Source organism: Bacteroides sp. f07, from assembly GCF_042854785.1.
Taxonomy (GTDB): domain Bacteria; phylum Bacteroidota; class Bacteroidia; order Bacteroidales; family Bacteroidaceae; genus Bacteroides.
The window spans coordinates 538,821-557,455 of sequence record NZ_BAABXI010000003.1; the positions used below are offsets into that span (position 1 = coordinate 538,821).

The following is an 18,635-nucleotide window of genomic DNA, read 5'->3' on the forward strand; positions in this document are numbered from 1 at the left end:
CTTATCAAGTACCATCTTCTCGTATCTAATTAATTTTACTTCTATTTTAGCTCTAAACCTACTTTTCTATCTTTATTACCTTACGTAACCGGATGTCATCGGACGCACTTCCAACAAGTATTTCATAACTTCCCGCATCATAATCAAAGTCTTTCAATTCCGTCTTGTAATAGGAGAAAGCAGCCTTGTCCAAAGTTATTTCCATTTCCTGCCCGGTGTTTTTTCTGATAAAATGCTTGGCAAACCCTTTAAGCTCCTTATAAGGTCTTTCGACTTTCGGATGGATAGGGCGAACATATACCTGGGCCGTTTCCGAGCCGTCATATTTCCCTGTATTCTTTACAGTAAACCTGACCTTAACCAGCAAGTCTTTGCCTTTCTCCCTGTTTACACGTAAGTCAGAGTATTTGAACGTGGTATAAGACAATCCATAACCGAACGCAAATTGAGGTTTCGTATCACTGACATCGTAATGCCTATAACCCATGAAAAGTCCCTCTTTATACTCTACCCGTTTATCACCATCCGCATCATAGTAGTATGGATAAGCCGGATTATCCTCCCATTTCTTTTCAAAAGAGACGGGTAACTTTCCACTGGGATTCACTTTCCCGAACAGGATTTCAGCAACAGCCGTCCCGCCTTCCTGACCGGCATACCACAGATGCAACAAGGAAGGAACCTTATCTATCCATTTCGACATATCCACATTCCCGCCGGCATTCAGCAGCACAACCGTATTCGGATTGGCAGCAGTGATACACTGCACTAAACTATCCTGATACTCAGGCAACTCGAAAGGCCGGTCATTACTTTCACGTTCACTGCTCTCATTAAATCCTATATTCACAATAGCCACATCGGACTTTCCGGCAATTTCCACAGCCTCATCAAAGAGTAGCTTATCCTCTCTCCATCCGAAAGAAATATCAACAGGATGCACATTAGCAAAATATTCAAGAACAACAGGATATTCCTTACCGGCTTCCATCGCCAATACAACCTCACGAGTTGTTATCCCCTGGTCTCTCCACTCATTAATCACCATTTCCGTACCGACTTTCAAACGGAACCCGTCGAACCCTCTGACTATGAACCGATAATCAGCGCTTTTCTCCGGACGTACAACTCCACTCCAACGCATGGAACAGTGGTCATACGGAATACCTTTATTCTCGGCAGCAATATGCCAGCCATTGCCAATATTGACAATCGTGTCTATCACAGTTTTTGCCGGTGTGCCCTTCAAACGGATATTATCAAAATATTCGGCCTTTAGTCCTTTAGTCCGGCTTCCCGCTTCTGTGTAAAAAACTGCATTGGCAACCGTTTCTGTCAAAGTAGGCACGCCGGGCGCATAAGAAATCTGAAGATCCTGTCCGACATTCTTCAACCCCTCCAATACCGAAACAGAATGGAACGGGAATGTATAAGAACTCCCACCTCCCGATATATAAGAGTTCGCATTGGGGCCAATCACGGCAACCGACTTCACTTTTGAAGGGTTCAACGGAAGTAGCCCATTCTCATTCTTCAATAATACAACGCCTTCTCTAGCCAGTTCCAATGCCACTTTTGCCGCTTCCGGGTTATTATATGGAATAGAACTATCCAATTGCTCATTATCAAAAAAGCCGAACCGGAACATAACTCTCAGGATTCTCTTCACTTTCTCATCAATAGTTGCTTCCTTCACTTTCCCGGCTTTTATCGCAGGAATCAGATTCTCCTTATTCATCCACTTTCCACGCGGCATCTCCAAGTCCAGACCACCATTGGCCGCACCGACAGCGTCATACGTAGCCGACCAGTCACTCATTACAATTCCATCAAATCCCCATTGTTTTCTCAACACTTGATTATTCAAATAATCATTCTGCGTGGCATGAACCCCATTCACCGGGTTATAGCTATCCATAACGGCGCCCGCACCCGCTTCCTGAATGGCAGCCTTATATACGGGCAGATAAATTTCATGCAACACCCGCTCGTCAATGTCACTACTTACATTGTTGCGATCCCATTCCTGGTTGTTTGCAGCATAATGTTTCAGAGTAGCCACTACCCTCTGATCCTGCAATCCTTTGACATAACCTATTGCCACCTGAGAGTTCAGGTACGGGTCTTCCGTAAAATACTCAAAGTTTCTTCCACACAAAGGAGAACGAAGAATATTCACACCGGGACCTAATAATATATGTACGCCACGCGCCCTTGAGTCTCTTCCCAATTGTTTTCCTAATTCATATGCCAGTTCCCTGTTCCAGGTCGAAGCAGTCAGCCCCCCTGCCGGATAAGCTGTCGACTTACCGTCTTTATGCGTACCGACAGGCCCGTCCGTCAGTTTTATTTCGGGAACGCCCAGACGTTCGATTCCCCTTATATAAAAGCCTTTATAACCTCCTATATAATCTAGTTTTTCTTCCAATGTCATGCGGTGGAGCAAATCATTCGTCCTGTCCTCCACAGAAGCTGTCTTATCTTTGTATATCTGAGCAAAGCCGCTCATAGAAAAACAACTTAAAATTCCAACGATCACTAAATGCTTCATCATTCTATTTTACTATTTGTTATTTAATATATTTGGAGATAACCTTTTTCCACACAGCGTACCCTTCGGCAGTCAGATGTAGCCCATCTTCCCGATAATGCTCCGGAAACAATTCTCCGTCCGCTGTAAACATCGGGGTATATATATCAGCGTAGGCAGCATTCGTTTGTTGCTCCACAAATTCTTTTATCAAGGCATTTGTCTGCTCTATCCTTTCCTTATCCTTCAATCTCCGTACAGACGGTTTGATAGAGATAAAGACAAGCTCCGCTTCCGGCTTTTCCTTCCGGAGAATAAAGAATAGCCTCTTGATCTGAGCCAGTATTTCGTCTGGAGTCCATTTGTAGCCAATATCATTGTCCCCTTCGTAAACAAAAATCTGCTTAGGTTGATAAGGGCTTATCAGGCGGTCTTTATAATTAATCAAATCTATCGTCTTCGTGCCGGAAACACCCCGGTTAAGTACCGGCTTCCCGGGAAAATCATCCGCCAGGGATTTCCAGTTCTCCATCGTCGAGCTACCCACAAAAAGGATCAAGTCCTTTGCCGGCGGATTGACGGAATCCGCTTTCTCATAACGCCTCATCTTCTGATCCCACTTCAGTTGTTGTGCCAGTTTAGGCACTCCCTTTACGCGTTCACACGGAACAGGCTTGCCACGCAAAAGTATCCTGCCCAAATAGATTACGGACTGGTCATACTTTTCGGGATGTGCCGTTATATCCTCCCATTGCTTACTGCCGAGTATTTTTTTCTTGTCAGCCTTCTCCGAAGAAATCCGGACAGTCACCTGATGAACACCTTTATCTAACTTAATCACGTCATATTGTCCGCGATAGCGATTGTTACACCAGGAATTAAAACGATTCAACGTATAATTCCCGATACGGTCATTCGCTTCATACAGATGAAAACCTTTAGTACCCACCTCTTTCAACTGAACAAATTTTCCGTCAACCAGAACTTCCACCTGTCCTACCTCCGGACCGCCAATATCAAACAATCCGAGCATATCCCCCTCAAAGCCAAAGGAAAACGATGCCCCTTCCTTACTGCCGGTCATCACTGTATCAAACCATCCGGCAAATTTCTTTAAAGAAGGGTTCTCTGACGTATTCACTTCTTTCCATGACCTGTCAAAAGAAGCAATCTGTGAAGGAATATACATTTCGGCTTCTTCCCATTCCGAACCGATTAACGGTTCCGGAAGCCTATGTGCCTGCAAAGCACCATTTCCCTTCCGTATCTTCTCTAATCCGCGGGCAATGGCGGATGCATACAAATTTCCTCCCTCAGCGACAGGATGAATCCCGTCATTAGAAAACAGAATCTTCCCGGCAGCCACCTCTTTATTACCTTTCCAAAGCAGCTTACCCGCCTTTTCGAGTGTTGCCGCCTCCATTCCCAAATGAATGGAAGGGAGTTGATAATGTGCGGCTATGTCTTCCAGTCCCTTAATCACCTGCGGAATATCCCCTTTCTGATAAGTAGTAATCTGGTTCGTATAAACCGTATAAATCAAACAAATATCCGTATGAGGATTCTCTTTTATAATCTTTCGGATCATCCCTTCCATGCCATCCGGATAACCACCGTTTACTGCAAATTCAATAAAAATGAGATCCGGCTTGTATTGCAACACCTGTTCACGAATCCGGAAAGCGCCCAAATCCGTCCCCGTACCGGACACCCCAGCATTAATCCACTTAAAACGGGCATTGGAAAAAGCATTTTCCATATACCGGGTGGTTTGCAAACGATAGCAATATTCTCCTTGTGTAATGCTTCCACCGATAAAGGCAACTGTGACTTCCTGTCCTTTCTTTATTTTTGAATAGAAATTGGGAAGTCCCTTTCTTACTGTACATTCTTTTTCATTATAATAACCACCAGGTTGTATCAATGGAATTTCCTTATCCGCCGTTGTGTACACCAAAGGCGAAGCTCCTCCCTGCGAAGCGGCAATCTTGTCCAAATCAGCCCGGCTCTGTCCATAAGCGCAGGGAAGTACGGTCATTAGCGCCATTCCTGCAAGAACAGTTCCCAGTTGTCGTATTTTTATCATCTTCATTTTGAATTAAGTATTATTTCCTTCGTTTTATCTGTCTGTCCTTTCGATTTCACCGTTACTTTGACAACGGCCTTCTCGTCCATCTTCAATTTATAAAAACTCCATTCGAACGGATAAGAAGCAACCGTGCAAGCTTGTCCGTTACATTCCACCGCAACGGACATTTCTCTATCCTTAGCCGGTGCAGTTTCAGCGAATCCATACACAGAATCCCATCCGAACGGAGAACGGATACGGAATAAGAACACCTTACCGAAAGGTTCTCCCATATCAACCACCTCCATTCCATTCTTCAATACAGGATAACGGGTCTCTTTGCGAGGTTCGGCCAAAGGAAACGCCAAAGCCCTGAAACCTTTTCCCGGAACAGAAACCTTAACCGTATTTCCAGTCCTGCTTATCTTTGCCGTTTTCCCCTTCTCCGTATATTGTACAATATCACCCTGACCTACTAATCCGGCAACCGCGTCCAAACGGACAGTCAATGATTCTTCCTGTTCGGACTCACCGGACAGAATCACCCAGAAATATTTATCGGAAACCGCAGTCAGATAGTTTACTGTCGGATTATCCACTTGAACCAATCCTTTCTTTGTCCAGAGTTTCGCCTTGCTGTCTCCAAATATCTTCCCTTTCTCATTTCCGTAGATACGGTTTGTAAACCAGACAAAGCCTTCCTGCTTGCAGGATGGGAAATAGATATTCCCCCTGGAACGTTCTATCGCCTCAGACACCAGATAATCCCACGTAAATGCCAAATGGGGCGGAATATGATGGTAATAGATAGAGCTTACATCCGGTCCCTTATAAGGAAAATCCGGCGACAGGGTAATGTCCGTATATCCGGTGGCATAATATCCCGGATAATTTGTAAATCGCCCGATGACTCCATTCCGGGCATAAGTCTCATAAATAGGCTTACGAGTATATTGAAAGAGACGAAGCAGATGAGGAGCCCAGTTGCTCATAAAGACCGGACGCACTTGTTTCCCCTTTGTCCGCAGGAAATAAGTCGAAGGCTGTTCAAACCCCAGTCCGACCGGCGAAACAAGCCATTCCGGCACTTGCTTCTCCTGTGCATCATTCGCCACGCGGGGGAATCCCAGGCGGAATTTCTCTTTCCCTTTCCACCACAGGTTTGTATTTCCATCAAAACGGTTTCCCGGATGAATCGTCTGCGGACCTTCATTTACCACAGGGTAACTTCTGATACCCGCAATCGTATTAGAAGCGCCGTATTGTGCCGCTTTCAGATATTTCTCTTCTTTTGTCAACTCATACAGATCAATCAGATCCCACCACGGAGCATACACATTCGTATTATAAAAAGACATCAGACCTACCGGTTGGGATGAGTTCCTGTATATCTGCAAGTCTATATACCGGTCGGCCGTAGAAGTAGCCATCCGTTTCCATTTCTCATCTCCGGTAAGGTTATAAGCAGATATTGCCTGCACCCACGAGAGAACCTGCGTAGAATATCCCTTTGTTTTCCTCAAGGTATCACCCGGCAAGGCGATGGAAGTCAGCCACGGGTTCAACCCTCCCAAAAGACGATGCAAGCCTTCGTAATAAGAAGTGTTGAACTGCGAATGAAAAGGATTGAGCCGGAGTGTCTCAAGCGTTTTGTTATATCCGCCCGGCACCAAGTCCGTAGCCCATCTGTATCCGCTCCGGGACAATGTATATTCTATTGTCGGCAAAGAGCGTGACAGATAAAACTCTTCATCTTCCGAGAAAACAGAAGCAGCGACAATAGCCAAAGGAGCAGCGTGCACTACCGTCGGAGCCGTTTCCGGATCTCCTTCAATATCATAGAACCCTTTAAGACCTGCATCCCAACCGCCATACTCTTCGTTACGCATCAAATCCAGTATATTGAACATTGCTTCAGTCAGTGATACATCCTTTTGTTTTCTGTAATCTTTCACCTTATATACTTGCTCCGAAATATATTCCACCGCCTCATTCCAGCCCGTCGGAAGTATGCCCACCACAAACTTACGCTCAATCACCTGCCCTGCCTTCACGCGGGAGTCCTTCATCCCCATCACGGGAGCAAAAGCCACCGGCTGAACTACATTCTGTTCATTCTTGACGGAGAATCCCATCGGAGAGAAATCCACACTTCCCCATTCCTGCGGGAAAGTCGTATCGTCTCCGCATATAAATGACGACATCACTCCGCCCAAAGGCGTGGTAGATTCAGCAATAGCCAACGGTTGTTGCATCATCGAAGAAAGCATCATCACCGGATGTGAAGAAACACGCTTATACTGAAACATCGGCGGAAGAAGCAGGTTGCTCATATTCGGCTGAGGCACAGGCTGGAAAGCTGAAAGCCCCATACTGTACATTCCGTCTGTAGCCGGACGACAGGACAACCTCACCTCGATATGATTTCCTTTGGCGGGCAGCGTCCAGTAACCCGTGACGGTAGAGCCGTTCTTCGTGATATACTGTACTTCAATAGTCTTATTATCCTTGTTCACCGCTTTCACCGGAATGGCCTCGCTAAGAACTCCCGCCACATAAGGATTCAGATAATCCTCGTCAGACTGCACCGTGTATTCTTTCCCCCCTACGGTAAATGTCCTTTTCGATACCGCATTCTTCCAGGAAGGAAAGAATTTATCATTATCCACCGGACTTTGCTCCGCAGTGATAAGAAACACCTTATGATCTTCCATAGTAGACAGGAAACGGCGCCAGATTCCCTTCACCTTGATTTCCGTCCGGCAGGCAATCGCCTGGTTATTCGCTCCGGCTTTTACAAAACTCAACCGGATATCCGGATTCTCTATATTAGCCACCATTTCCGCATCAGGCGACAATAAAAGCGGAGTAGACACATTGTCGAAACCCGCTCCTTTCGTTTCTACCTTAACGGGATTTTTTCTCCACTTTCCAATCTCCTTCCTATCCATCTCATTGGGATTGACAGAATGATCTTTCACCAATAGAATCGCATCACACCGGCCGAAGTTCTTTTTCGTATCATGCAAGCGCAATAGCACTTTTTTTCTTTTCAACTGCACATTGCCCACATTTTCCCAATAAAATCCGACCTTACCGTGTTTCCCCGATTCTTTCATCGGTTTCTCATCCACACTCAAACGGAACAAGCGCGTCCCCGGCAATTTCTCATAATCCGCCGACCTTACCCATACGTTATAGTCCCCTTCTTCCATTATATTGACGACCGTAAGCGCATCAAACTGTTCATCAAGACTTCCACCACCGTTCAAACGAAGCATGGCACTGCCCATACAATCGGCCGATCTATCCGCTGACCATTTTCCTTTGAACTGAAAAGCCTCAGCTTCAATCAAATATTTATCTTTCTGTGCATACGTGTCTAGTCCTACGATCACAAAAAGAAGGGTGCAAACAAAGTTCTTTATTATCCGGTAATTTATGTCCATATCCTATTTATATTTAATCTTTAGAACTGTCAAGCCATACGCATCAGTCGTTACGTTCCAGTTTTCCACGCCATCCAAAGGTGTGGAACGGCCTTGATTATCCAGGCAAGATACGTCTTGCACACGGATCTTTTTTCCGGGGAACAGACATTCCGCATCCATTTCAATCAAAGAGGACTGCTTTTCATCATCATTGTTCAGCAAGATCAGGAAAACGGTCTTCTCCTTCCCGTTCACAGCACTCATATATTCCACGTAAGGATTATCCAGTTTGAATAACCCCGGACGCATTATCAAATCGGCTTTCGTACCGAATACGATGCCGGGCGCAAAGCCATAAGTCTGGTGAGGCCCCACTTTCGGAGTGATGAATCCACCCGGATAAGTTATCTTGCCATTTGAGCGCAAGGATATTTCAGACAATAAATAGTCGGTAATCCATCCCACCTGCCACCAGGCATGATGAGGATAAGGTCCCGCCCCATTATTCATCGAATCCCAATAGTAAGAAGCGACTCCCGTTTTCAAATCCACAAATGCATCTCTTCCTATGGCTGCGGCACGTGCCATATTCAGGAATAACGAGTCCTTTGTCAGCCCATACATCCGTACGAACATTCCGGCATGGCTGGCTAATAATATCGGTCCGCGGTGATTGGCTGAACCGGCCACCCCACCATGCTCGAAACTCAATCCCACCTGACTGATTTCCCAGTCTTTCCGGGCTATCCCTTTTACCTGTTTCACCGTTTCTGTCGGAATAGGATGCGTATAAACCGATGCCGTATAAATCTTAGCCGCCGATATAGCCGCTTCTTTATACTTCTTGTCTTTTGTCACATTATACAGTTCCAACAAAGCCTGTACACTTTGTGCTGTCGCAAAATCCGGCACGAAACGTGTGTCACCGCAAACACCCAGGAAATGTCCTTTCCTTACAGCGTTCTCCACATACCAGTCCGCTCCTTGTATGGCAGCTTGCAGATACTTCTTATCTTTCAATATCTCGTAAGCAATCAACAGTCCATAAAACGTAGGCCGCAAGTCCGCAATATCGGTAAAGATGGGTTCCAATGTTTTGTTCTCATAAGCCACTTCCCATTGTCCGTTAGGTTTCATCCATTCCAACAAACGGTCGGCAGCCAGTCTGACGTGCTGTTTCAGTTCCTTTTGCTGTGGTTCGAAAAGCAGGATATTGCCCATGTCCATCAACATGTAATAAGTAGTAGCAATGGGTTCCGTATAAGGTCCCCACTCTTCGGTGAACCGTTTACTCTTATACAAATAATACTGTCCGGCAGAAGAGCCATATAGGAAATCTTTCTCCGCATGTTGTTGCATCAGTTTAAAATTCAACGCATTCGGCAGTCTCTTCCGTGTCAGACGAGGATCATCCGTCAACTTTGCCAGCATCCACATAGCCCCGTAATCGGAGTTTTTCATGGCGTCTTTTTCCGAATCATACACACCACCCAGATAATCCTGTGCTCCAATCGTCACTCCCTTATATACGTGGTTGTGCCATTTGGAAGTACTGTCATTAGTAAGGTATGCGTGCATATCGTAAAGCCTCTGTGTCAATGAATACTTGGTCTGTTTCAACTTTAGAAAATCAGTGAAACGATAAATATCATTAATCGCATGTTTCAGTACGGCATACCAATCCGCTTTCCGGATGGTATAACGGAAAGAGAAAGAGAGACTGTCCCCTACATGAACCGATGAGTTCTTCTCTCCCAACACAGGATGATAAAGCGTAGGGGAGAACTCTCCTTCCCGGTTCATGACCGACAATCCGAGTTGCCATTCCGCATGCAACTTTTTATCCTTCGGCCAAGGATCCCTGCCCGTACCCGGTTCGGCTGTGACGGCAACGGTCACGCCCTTTTTGTCCGTTATCAATGCGGACAATGTAGAAGCGGTGCGTTCTCTTGCCACCACCGGTACATCGGGGATTCCCTGACCATAACCATACGCTTGCACAAAATCCGTGTTTATGGCATTCCCCTGAAATATTCCAGGAACAGTAGCCCACTGAAAATTATATTTATCTATTGAAACCAGCGAAGGAGTTGCCAAAGAATAATAGCCGTCCCTCTTGGGATACAAGATGAAGTCAACTTTAATATCATTCTGATGAACCGGATCCAGACACCACTTTTCTGTAATGCGCATCGTTTCATCTTCGTACCGGAAACAGAGCTCCGTATCGGAAATACGTTTTACAGAGGAAGGGTGAAAAACCAGATTCTCCCCTGCCTTATTCAAGGCAACAGCATTGGTATTCTGCTGCCATGAAGGGATAATGTAGCGATACTGTGGAGCCGGGAAAAGAATCTCTTTTCCCGTATTGTCATATAGTTTCTGCGATGTGATTCCGGGTTTGGACGTAGCGTATAAAACGTTATGCTGATAGTTGGCAGTTTCCATAGAGTTCCATCCGTCGGATCCCTTCACTTTCAGCGTTTCCAAAGTATATCCGTCGGCATCCTTTTTCCACCCGAGTTCAAGTTGGTCGTTAGCCAATCGCACTACCGACAGTTCCTGGGCCGGTAAAGCGACAGACAAGCTTAGTGCTACACCTATAGAAAAATAGTTAATGAAATTCTTTGGCATCCCTTTCATTTTTATCAGTTATTCTTTTACTTCAATATTTAATTTCACTTGCGAGTAATTACTTCCGTCATACCAGTCGAATACAGCTTTATAAATGCCGGGAGTATTGTAAGTATGTACGTAATCTCTGGAAGTGACACTATTTAGAGAGACTCCTTTATCAGGAGTACCTTTTCTGAGATTAAAAGCTTTCGATATAGCCCAATCATCATTTTCCGGTTGGTTTGCCCCTCCGTCAATCAATATCTGACTGGAAGAAACTAAATTCCATGTTACAGCGGGATTTTTAAAATCGACAGCTTTCCACCCCATTGTAGACATCGCCGCCAAACTATTCCTTACGCCTTCAGGAGAAATCAAATCAAGGGTTATTGCTCTAACGATCCAATTATTCTGCCTAGGCTTTTCAGTATCCCTGTATCGGAAAGCCACATAAAGTTGAGCGTTCGGGTCATCACCTGCATACTCTTTCAAACTAACTTCTCCGGAAGGAGTGCGATCCACTCCTGACGAGAATGTAAACTTCTCAGACAAATCAACCCAATCGGCAGCCTCCACACTTTCTTCATCATAAATACCATTAAAATCATTAGATACCAGAAACTGCAGATTCTGATAGATCTCACCATAACGCACCCAAGTCGAAAAATTCACCACCATATCATTATCCGCATAGAATCTCTCCCTGAAGTCAAAGTTATGTCCGCTTTCTCCGGAATAGAAAACTACATTGTTGGCATTATTACCCGTCAGACTAAACATTACAGGCTCTCCCGCCTTACATTCCACCTTATCCGGCAAAACGCTCAACGAAGCGGGAATCTCTTCTTCCACCGTACCTCGCACCTCCACAGTCAGTCTTGTCAATCCATGATCACTGCCATTGTACCAGTCGGATGTCGTTTCAAATACAACCTCATAGATTCCCGGTTTAGTATATATATACTTATACTCATCCATCGTCGTACTGATATTCTTCAACGCAACCCCCGTATCGGGAGTGGTTTTCCGGGCATCAAAAGCCTGCGAAATAATCCAGTCCACATTCTTCGGCTGGTTATTTCCTCCATTTATCTGTATTTGGCTGGTAGAAGAAGTATTCCATGTCACAGCCGTATTCTCAAAATCAACGACTTTCCAACCCATAGTAGGCATCGTAGCCAAGTTACTTCGCACACCTTCAGCAGAAACACAATCAAGTGTGATGGAACGGATAATCCAATTATTCTGTTGTGCCTTTTCTTCATCCTCATAACGGAATGCAACAAACAACTTGGCATCCTCGGCCGCACCGACATACTCTTTCAAATTCACCTCTCCGGAAGGAGTCTGATCATCTCCTACCGAGAAGCGGAACTTATCGGATAAATCAATCCATGTAGCTGCTTCCACATTCTCCTTGTCATAGACTCCACTGAAATCAGAAGATACCAAGAATTTCAAGTTATGATAAATATCTCCGTAACGCACCCAGGAGTTAAAATTGACCAACAGGTCACCATCTGCGTGATATCTCTCTTTATAAGCATAGTTATGCCCGACCTCTCCCGAATAGAACACTATATTATCCGGATTTCCGTTCAGTTTGAAAGTCACAGGTTCGCCCACCTGGTAGACTTGTTTATCCAGCGCCACCTTCAGTTCCACACTTGGAGCCTCATCTTCCACGCAGGAAACCAGCCCCACAAGTAACAAACCGCAATATCTTATTATATTTTTCATGTTCGATTATTTTAAAAAGGATAAAAATCAATTACCACCCCTCGTTCTGAGTCATCAGCTTGTTTACGGTAATCTCTGTATTCGGAATCGGGAAGAGCACGTTACGGTCTGTCGTATTCTCTCCTACCCTGCTCGCATATTTAAATTCTGACGGAGCAGTCGTTGAAATTTCCGTTCCAAAAGCCTTCATTGTAGCTACATATTCTCCCCAACGAAGCAGGTCGAGTTTGCGCATACCTTCAAAGCAAAGTTCTCTGAACCGTTCTTTCTTCACTTCTTCCAAAAAATCCGTCTTAGCCAAATCCGCCGGGAGATCCACCGTTGCATCGGCGGTATGAACCGGTTTCCCATAGGCTCTTCTTCTCACCTGATTGATTGCGTCATACGCCTCATCGGTTGGGCCGTTGACCTCATTCTCCGCCTCAGCTTTCATCAGCAGGACATCACTGTAACGGATAACAGGAAAGTTGGTGGAGTTGAAGAGCCGGGCTTTCTGTCCTGTCTCGTACTCTCTTCTCCATTTTCCCGGATTACGATTATATATCTGAGTAGCCGAGAACATTACTTTTTTAGTAACCTGAACCACTTCTACCTCCTGGGTCTCTTCATTGACCTTTGTTTCTTCCACTACATTATAATAATAAGGAGCAGCATTCCAGTCCCTGCGCAAGTCACCTTCCCCATACGAGTCGTAGAGTCTTTTAGAAGCCTTCATCGCACCACCGGAGTAACCAATTGATTCGTCACGGCACAAGATGCCATTCTCCACTCCTACGGAACCTGCCAAATCGACCGTACCGATTTTATTGCCATACATACCCACTTCCCAAATACACTCTTTGTTATCATTGATATCTTGCGAATGATTGATAAAGATTTGCGCATAATCCGAATTCAGCTCATGCTTTGTCGAAGCAATCACCTTGTTGGCATACTCCAAAGCATCTTCATAGCGTGCCTCATCTTTCAACGGCTCACCCGCCATTTTCAGGAACACCCTTGCCAGGATAGCTTGAACTCCCGTTTTGGAGATTCGCTCATTATGGCCAAGCGCATCAATATCCAATACCAGTTTTTCCGCTTCCTGCATATCCTTTACAATCTGTTTGTAAATATCCGCCAGTGGCGATTTCGCCAGATAGTTATCATTGGCAGACATTGTCGGAGTAAGTTTCAACGGCACTTCACCAAAGAAAGTGGTCAGCAGATAATAGTAATATCCTCTCAGGAAGAGAGCCTCTCCCTTGGCAGCTTTCATCACATCCGTACTCAATTCTTTGTCCTCAACGCTATATAGCAGAAGATTGGCTCTGTTCACTCCTTCATACAGCACTTCCCAAAAACGTCCGACATCCAAATCAGCGACATCCATTGCACCCGCACGGATATTAGTGTTGTTAAAATTATTGGTATAAAAAGACTCATCGCTCAGCACAAAGAAGCTGAAAAGTCCCTTACTGTACATTCTTCCGTTTGTGTCAATCAGACGATTATACACTCCGTTCAACGCCTGCAACAGTTCGCTTTCCGTATTGTAATAATAATCAGGAGAAACGAAGTCCGGTTCTTTATCCAGTATGTTCGAGCAGGAAGTTGCCAACAGACATACGGTCATCCATAACAATATAGTATGCTTCATATATAACGTTTTGATTTTAAAGGTTTAAAAAGAAATGTCAACTCCTAAAGTGATAGTTCTCGGCCTTGGATAAGGAGACCAGTCGAAAGAAGGCGTCAGTGCCGTGGGACGGGTGGAAACCTCCGGATCCGGTCCGGAATATTTGGTCCAGGTAATCAGGTTCTGCGCAGAAGCATATACTCTCAACGACTTGATATTTATCTTTTTCAGCCATGCGTTCGGCAGCCTGTATCCTAAAGCAACCGTTTTCAGGCGCAGGAAAGAACCGTCTTCAATGGTACGCGATGAATAAACAGCCGGCCCCTGTCCACCTATCCGGTAGAGTTCGTTCGTCTGGTTCTCGGGAGTCCAGCGGTTGGCAAAAGAAGCAAACATATTCAGTGAAGTACGGGCATTCGGGTCGCCACCTTCAAACTCAATGCGGTTAGCATTCAGCACATCGCCTCCGTAGCTCCATTGGAAGAATACATTCAGGTCGAAGTTCTTGTACTGGAAGTTATTGCCGAAACCACCGATATGTTTCGGGTTCGGGTTGCCGATAATAGTCAGGTCATAGTCGTTCACCACCCCATCGCGATTGATATCCTTGAACTTGATATCTCCCGGCTGAATCTTCTCACGTGCATTTCCATTATTGGGGACACCGTCTTTCAATATATACGATTCTCCTACCTTATCGAAATCGGTATATTGGTAAACTCCGTCAAAAATATGCCCGTAGAACATGGCGATCGGATGTCCCGGAATGGCGATATACGGATAAGCGTTGTTGAAGTTACCCCAGTTCACACGGCTTGCCAGGCTCGGCTCGTCATCATTCAGTGACAACACCTTGTTGCGGTTGAACGAGATATTGAAGCTGGAAGTCCAGGAAAATTCCTTCGTCTGTATGTTTTTAGTGTCAATAGTAAACTCAAGTCCTGAGTTGGAAACCGATCCTACATTCCGATAGGCGGACAAGAACCCCATGCTCGGTGCCAACGTAGCATTCAACAGCAAATCTTTCGTTTTCTTATAGTAATAATCTGCCGTGAACGAAATCCGGCTATCCAGGAATGACATATCCAATCCGATGTTGGTCTGCACGGTAGTCTCCCATTTCAGTTTGGGATTTCCCAGTGTTTTCGGCACTACCCCTTTACCCGGCGTGTTGCCTGTGCTATATCCGGAATCTGCTGTTATCTGCAAGGCTGTCAATGCTGCATAATCCGTCACGCGGTTATTCCCCGTTGTACCGATACCGGCTCTCAGCTTACCGCTGCTGATCCATTTGATATTTTTTATGAATTTCTCTTCACCAAATCCCCACGCGGCAGAAGCAGACGGGAAATAAGCCCAACGGTTATCTTTCGGGAATTTCGACGAACCATCGGCACGGAATGAAACGGTCAGCAGATATTTGGACTTATAATTATAGTCTGCTCTTCCCAAATAAGAAACCAAACCGTTGGCTGTCTTGCTGATAGTGGCGGATGTCAGTTCGCCCTCATCCAGTCCGGCAATTCCCAATGCCTCATTAGGGACATTGATTGCTCTGATTTCATCAATAAACGTACTATTATCCTGCACTGTAAAACCACCCAACACTTTTAGACGATGGCCTTTTTTTAAAGGGACATCATATGTCAAGGTATTTTCATTCAGTAAACTAGTCCGCTCCGTGTTGGTGATCCAACCGTTCACCTTATTGTTGGTGTAAGCGTTCCCGCCCCGCGAGTTAGAGTTGTAGAAGACTTCTTTCCGCTGGTGTATCTTGTTATATCCACCGGTAATCTTCAGGGTCAGATTTTTTAAAATCTTATATTCAAAGTAAGCGTTGCCGATGAAATTGTAAGTGAACAGCGGATTATACTCATTCTCCGCAGCTTTCAGAGGATTAATACGAAGGTCGGTCATCGAGTCAACTGCTTCGTCAAACAAATCGTTCAGCAAGTCACCGTCATTGACTCCCGCCACCGGGCGATACCCCCACAGGGTATACATCAAGCTCGCCGTAGGACTGGTCTGTGATTCGGATACAATAGTACCATATTTCTTCGAATACGTATAGTTGGCATTAATACCTACTTTAATCTTCTTATTAATAGTCTGATCGAGCACGAAACGCCCCTGATATTTTTTGTAACCGCTATTCAGCATAATACCTTGTTGATCTACCAATGACCCTGAAACAGAGTATCTCGTCTTTTCGGTACCACCCCGGACAGCTAAATTGTGGCTATGCACCAAAGCATCCCTATACACCTTATCCTGCCAGTTGATACCTTCGATGTTGCGATAATCTTCCAATGTCCTTTCACCCGCCAAATAACGCTTACTGTAAACATTGTAGTCCGCTTCCAACTGATAGCGTACAAACTCATAAGGATCAAGCATTTCCTGCTGCTTGATAATTTGCTGTACACCTACCCAGCCACTGTATGTCACGGTAGGCGAACTAACCTTTCCTTTCTTTGTAGTCACCAGAATTACCCCGTTCGCACCTCTTGCACCATAGATAGCCGTTGCCGACGCGTCTTTCAAGATTTCAATAGACTCTATTTCTTCGGGATTCAGCATATTTCCCACCGCCATTTCCAGCGGAAAGCCATCCACTACATACAAGGGAGAATTATCCTGAGTTACCGAGTTATTACCGCGAATGACAATCTGCAAATCACTGCCCGGCTGCCCGTCGGACGAAGTTACCTGTACACCCGCTACACGCCCTGCAAGACTTTCTTCAAAGTTAAAAACCGGCGCTTTACGCATATCTTGCACATTCGCCTTTGCTATAGCCCCTGTCAAATCCTTACGAGGTCCGGAACCATATGCAGTAATTACCACTTCCTCCAGTAATTCAGAAACGGCACGCAAGCGAACAGTCAGTTTCTTTCCATCCGCTACCGTCACCGTCTGCTTCTCATATCCGATAAAAGAAACCTCCAGATTTATGTTATCGCCATCCACCCGGATAGAAAAGTTCCCATCCAAGTCACTGATAGTACCCACACTTTTCCCGGCGACTGCTATAGAAGCCCCGATAATTGGTTCTCCTGTTTCAAAATCAATCACCGAGCCAACTACCGTTCGCGTTTTTGCCTGTTGGGCAACCTCCACACTGTTTATTTTTGAAACATCTTCTGCCGAATATACTACAGAAGAAAAGGAAATAGATAAATACACAAGACTACAGCATCTAATGTACCACTTCGCTTTTGAAATAACTGCGTTCTTCATGGTGCAATACTTAATTTCTCGTTAACAATTTAAATGGAATATCTAAGTTTTCAACGCTAGCAACTGGTCTACTCTGGTCTGCTAGACTTTGCAAACATAGTGATTATTTATTAAACTCCAAATAATTTTAAAGAAAAAAGCATAATCATTCCTGCAGGATTCTCCAGAAAGCCCATAAACAAAGGGAAGTGCACTTTTATTTTTTTTCATAAGCAGGAAAAAGAAAAACGGGACACACCTCTTTTATATAGAAAAAGGCTATGTCCCGCAAATTATACCTTCCGAGAAGGTCAAAGTTTCAACTCGTCTTTCTAAGAGACGATTCCCTGATATTCAGTTTTGCATCCAGGATGATTGATTTCGAGGGCATTTTATCGTCATTATTGATATTATGCTTGATCTGCTCCAATAACAACTGTGCTGCATTCCTCCCCATTTCAAAAGTCGGCTGCTCCACACTAGTCAAGTTAGGTTCCACAATAAATGCCTCCTTTGATTCGGAGAAACCGACTACTGCTATATCCTCCGGGATTCTAATCCTGTTTTTTTGAAGAGTTTTCATCGCCCCTATCGCCACCGGATCATTCACTGCAAAGATTCCATCCGGCAATTTTTCCATTTCAAGAATCTGGTGGGCAGCCATTATCCCTTTTTCCATCATTATTCCACAATCGATAATCAAAGCCTCGTCAACCGGCAATCCATACTTTCGCAAGGCATCCATATAGCCGCTCTTACGTTTCTGCGCAATGAGCAAATCTTCAGAACCCGCCAAATGGACGATCCGCGTGCATCCTTGCCGTATCAAATGCTCGACCGCAGAAAAAGCCCACTTATAATCATCAATAACCACATAGGGAGCATTCAATTCCGCACAAATCCGATTGAAGAAAACCACGGGGAAATGATTCCGAATCAAATCAGAGAAGTAACTGATGTTTTCTGATTCCTGGGTAACCGAAATCAGAAAGCCATCCACCATCTGCGCTTCCAACGCCTGCATATTCCGCAATTCATTCTCATGCGACTCATTAGACTGCATAATCAACACATGATATCCTTCAGGATTGAGCACACTCTGAATGCCCATAATTACCTCGGAAAAGAAGGAATTGACAAATTCAGGTACAATCACTCCGATAAACATAGACTGGCTCTGTTTCAGACTCAACGAAATCGGATTCGGCTTATAATTCCACTTTTCCGCAAGCTCCAGAACCGCTTTGCGCGTTTCCGGGTTGACATCCCATTTATCACACAAAGCTCTGGAAACAGTAGAAGTCGAAATCTTCAGCTCCTTGGCTAAATCCTTGATAGTCACTCTTAATTTACTCATAGTCTAATCCCCTTTCTTAAAAATTGCCCGAATATAATCAAATTCCCGTGATTGAG

Annotated in this window: 8 protein-coding genes; all 8 read right to left on the bottom strand. The window is 44.9% G+C overall.

Annotation, left to right across the window (positions count from 1 at the left end):
• Positions 1–58: 58 nt before the first annotated feature.
• Positions 59–2,554, bottom strand: coding sequence for a glycoside hydrolase family 3 C-terminal domain-containing protein (locus ACGHVY_RS22125; protein ID WP_390601596.1), 2,496 nt, complete (start codon positions 2,552–2,554; stop codon positions 59–61).
• Positions 2,555–2,570: 16 nt separating this feature from the next.
• On the bottom strand, positions 2,571–4,616 hold the full coding sequence (locus ACGHVY_RS22130) for a GDSL-type esterase/lipase family protein (protein WP_390601598.1): 2,046 nt from the start codon (positions 4,614–4,616) through the stop codon (positions 2,571–2,573).
• Positions 4,617–4,618: 2 nt separating this feature from the next.
• Entirely contained in the window at positions 4,619–8,047 is a 3,429-nt protein-coding gene (locus tag ACGHVY_RS22135; RefSeq protein ID WP_390601600.1) for a hypothetical protein, read from the bottom strand.
• Positions 8,048–8,050: 3 nt separating this feature from the next.
• Positions 8,051–10,663, bottom strand: coding sequence for a glycerophosphoryl diester phosphodiesterase (locus tag ACGHVY_RS22140; protein WP_390601602.1), 2,613 nt, complete (start codon positions 10,661–10,663; stop codon positions 8,051–8,053).
• Positions 10,664–10,681: 18 nt separating this feature from the next.
• Positions 10,682–12,385: a DUF5017 domain-containing protein gene (locus tag ACGHVY_RS22145; protein ID WP_390601604.1), complete on the bottom strand. Its 1,704-nt coding sequence runs from the start codon at positions 12,383–12,385 to the stop codon at positions 10,682–10,684.
• A gap of 31 nt (positions 12,386–12,416) precedes the next feature.
• Complete coding sequence (locus ACGHVY_RS22150; protein ID WP_390601606.1) at positions 12,417–14,024, bottom strand: RagB/SusD family nutrient uptake outer membrane protein; 1,608 nt, start codon at positions 14,022–14,024, stop codon at positions 12,417–12,419.
• A gap of 24 nt (positions 14,025–14,048) precedes the next feature.
• The gene (locus ACGHVY_RS22155; RefSeq protein WP_390601608.1) at positions 14,049–17,243 is read right to left on the bottom strand and encodes a SusC/RagA family TonB-linked outer membrane protein; all 3,195 of its coding nucleotides are present in this window, start codon (positions 17,241–17,243) and stop codon (positions 14,049–14,051) included.
• Between the two features lie 298 nt (positions 17,244–17,541).
• Positions 17,542–18,579, bottom strand: coding sequence for a LacI family DNA-binding transcriptional regulator (locus ACGHVY_RS22160; protein ID WP_172503598.1), 1,038 nt, complete (start codon positions 18,577–18,579; stop codon positions 17,542–17,544).
• Between the last annotated feature and the right edge of the window lie 56 nt (positions 18,580–18,635).

Coding starts and splice junctions, on each gene's coding strand:
- ACGHVY_RS22125 (WP_390601596.1), bottom strand. CDS start 2,554: ATGATGAAGCATTTAGTGATCGTTGGAATTTTAAGTTGTTTTTCTATG.
- ACGHVY_RS22130 (WP_390601598.1), bottom strand. CDS start 4,616: ATGATAAAAATACGACAACTGGGAACTGTTCTTGCAGGAATGGCGCTA.
- ACGHVY_RS22135 (WP_390601600.1), bottom strand. CDS start 8,047: ATGGACATAAATTACCGGATAATAAAGAACTTTGTTTGCACCCTTCTT.
- ACGHVY_RS22140 (WP_390601602.1), bottom strand. CDS start 10,663: ATGCCAAAGAATTTCATTAACTATTTTTCTATAGGTGTAGCACTAAGC.
- ACGHVY_RS22145 (WP_390601604.1), bottom strand. CDS start 12,385: ATGAAAAATATAATAAGATATTGCGGTTTGTTACTTGTGGGGCTGGTT.
- ACGHVY_RS22150 (WP_390601606.1), bottom strand. CDS start 14,024: ATGAAGCATACTATATTGTTATGGATGACCGTATGTCTGTTGGCAACT.
- ACGHVY_RS22155 (WP_390601608.1), bottom strand. CDS start 17,243: ATGAAGAACGCAGTTATTTCAAAAGCGAAGTGGTACATTAGATGCTGT.
- ACGHVY_RS22160 (WP_172503598.1), bottom strand. CDS start 18,579: ATGAGTAAATTAAGAGTGACTATCAAGGATTTAGCCAAGGAGCTGAAG.